This window comes from Nocardia sp. NPDC004718, assembly GCF_053601535.1.
On sequence record NZ_JBSGCA010000118.1, the window covers coordinates 1 to 3,091 of the forward strand.

Annotated in this window: 1 rRNA gene and 1 other annotated feature (1 of these 2 cut by a window edge); the gene reads right to left on the reverse strand. The window is 56.8% G+C overall.

Features of this window, described 5'->3' with window-relative positions:
• Positions 1 to 8 precede the first annotated feature (8 nt).
• Positions 9 to 125, reverse strand: a 5S ribosomal RNA gene (gene rrf, locus ACWEH3_RS35625).
• A gap of 128 nt (positions 126 to 253) precedes the next feature.
• Positions 254 to 3,091 (reverse strand) — a sequence feature (most likely nonfunctional fraction of RNA operon) (it continues 1,636 nt past the right edge of the window).

Here is a 3,091-nt window from a genome sequence, read left to right on the forward strand (position 1 = left end):
AAAGGATGTTCCGGCGGTGTCCTACTCTCCCACACCCTGTCGAGTGCAGTACCATCGGCGCTGGCAGGCTTAGCTTCCGGGTTCGGAATGGGACCGGGCGTTTCCCCACCGCTATGGCCGCCGTAACTCTATGAAACTATCCACACCCCTCCAACCACACCATCCACCCCCTTCACAGGGGGTCGTGATGTGTGTTCCGGGGGTATCTGTGTGTTGTTTCAGATACCGCACAGTGGACGCGTAGCAACCTTTGTTGGTAAGTCCTCGGCCGATTAGTACCGGTCACCTCCACACGTTACCGTGCTTCCAGTTCCGGCCTATCAACCCCATGGTCTGTGGGGGGCCTTAACCACTCGAAGGTGGTGAGAAACCTCATCTTGGAACAGGCTTCCCGCTTAGATGCTTTCAGCGGTTATCCCTTCCGAACGTAGCCAACCAGCAGTGCCCTTGGCAGGACAACTGGCACACCAGAGGTTCGTCCGTCCCGGTCCTCTCGTACTAGGGACAGCCTTCCTCAAGTTTCTGACGCGCGCGGCGGATAGAGACCGAACTGTCTCACGACGTTCTAAACCCAGCTCGCGTGCCGCTTTAATGGGCGAACAGCCCAACCCTTGGGACCTACTCCAGCCCCAGGATGCGACGAGCCGACATCGAGGTGCCAAACCATCCCGTCGATATGGACTCTTGGGGAAGATCAGCCTGTTATCCCCGGGGTACCTTTTATCCGTTGAGCGACACCGCTTCCACATGCCGGTGCCGGATCACTAGTCCCGACTTTCGTCCCTGCTCGACCTGTCAGTCTCACAGTCAAGCTCCCTTGTGCACTTGCACTCGACACCTGATTGCCAACCAGGCTGAGGGAACCTTTGGGCGCCTCCGTTACATTTTAGGAGGCAACCGCCCCAGTTAAACTACCCACCAGGCACTGTCCCTGAACCCGATCAGGGTCCGAGGTTAGAAGTCCAATACGACCAGAGTGGTATTTCAACGACGACTCCACGAACACTGGCGTGCCCGCTTCACAGTCTCCCACCTATCCTACACAAACCGTACCGAACACCAATACCAAGCTATAGTGAAGGTCCCGGGGTCTTTTCGTCCTGCCGCGCGTAACGAGCATCTTTACTCGTAATGCAATTTCGCCGAGTCTGTGGTTGAGACAGCAGAGAAGTCGTTACGCCATTCGTGCAGGTCGGAACTTACCCGACAAGGAATTTCGCTACCTTAGGATGGTTATAGTTACCACCGCCGTTTACCGGGGCTTAAATTCTCAGCTTCGCGCCCGAAAGCGCTAACCGGTCCTCTTAACCTTCCGGCACCGGGCAGGCGTCAGTCCGTATACATCGTCTTACGACTTCGCACGGACCTGTGTTTTTAGTAAACAGTCGCTTCTCTCTGGTCTCTGCGACCACACCCAGCTCACAGCGTAAAGCCGGTCACCAGACGTGGTCCCCCTTCTCCCGAAGTTACGGGGGCATTTTGCCGAGTTCCTTAACCACAGTTCTCTCGATCGCCTCGGTATTCTCTACCTGACCACCTGTGTCGGTTTGGGGTACGGGCCGTGTACCAACTCACTAGAGGCTTTTCTCGGCAGCATAGGATCACTGAATTCGCCTCAATCGGCTACGCATCACCTCTCAGGCACATGTGACACGGATTTGCCTATGTCACGCCCTACCGGCTTACACCAGGTAATCCACCACCTGGCCCAGCTACCTTCCTGCGTCACCCCATCGCTTGACTACTACACCCAGGGTCTCGTGCATCCCCTTCCAGCTTCCCGAAGGAAGTCCATCCGGTTCAGGACGATTAGCACAGATGATTCGCCATTGGGCGCGGATACACGGGTACGGGAATATCAACCCGTTGTCCATCGACTACGCCTGTCGGCCTCGCCTTAGGTCCCGACTCACCCTGGGCGGATTAACCTGGCCCAGGAACCCTTGGTCATTCGGCGGACGAGTTTCTCACTCGTCTTTCGCTACTCATGCCTGCATTCTCACTCGCACAGCCTCCACAACTAGGTCACCCCGCTGCTTCCACGGCTGCACGACGCTCCCCTACCCACCCCAACACCTGGCTCGAAAGCAGGCGCATGTTGGAGTGCCGCGGCTTCGGCGGTGTACTTGAGCCCCGCTACATTGTCGGCGCAGGATCACTTGACCAGTGAGCTATTACGCACTCTTTCAAGGGTGGCTGCTTCTAAGCCAACCTCCTGGTTGTCTTCGCGACCCCACATCCTTTTCCACTTAGTACACGCTTAGGGGCCTTAGCCGGCGATCTGGGCTGTTTCCCTCTCGACTACGAAGCTTATCCCCCGCAGTCTCACTGCCACGCTCTCACACACCGGCATTCGGAGTTTGGCTGACTTCGGTAAGCTTGTGGGCCCCCTAGGCCATCCAGTAGCTCTACCTCCGATGTGAAACACGTGACGCTGCACCTAAATGCATTTCGGGGAGAACCAGCTATCACGGAGTTTGATTGGCCTTTCACCCCTACCCACAGCTCATCCCCTCAGTTTTCAACCTAAGTGGGTTCGGGCCTCCACGACGTCTTACCGTCGCTTCACCCTGGCCATGGGTAGATCACTCCGCTTCGGGTCCATGACATGCGACTCAAAACGCCCTATTCGGACTCGCTTTCGCTACGGCTACCCCACACGGGTTAACCTCGCCACACACCGATGACTCGCAGGCTCATTCTTCAAAAGGCACGCCATCACCCCACCCAAAAGGGAAGGCTCTGACGGATTGTAAGCGTCCGGTTTCAGGTACTATTTCACTCCCCTCCCGGGGTACTTTTCACCTTTCCCTCACGGTACTAGTCCGCTATCGGTCACCAGGGAGTATTCAGGCTTACCGGGTGGTCCCGGCAGATTCACAGCAGATTTCACGGGCCCGCTGCTACTCGGGCACTCACCACAACAGAGCACGCATTTTCGTCTACGGGATTCTCACCCTCTACGACAGGCCGTTCCAGACCACTTCGACTAACACGCACTTTTCTGACTGTTGCCTACCACGGCAGTGATAGGAAAGTGAGCCCCACTACCCCACACGTGCAACACCTGCCGGCTATCACACACGCATGG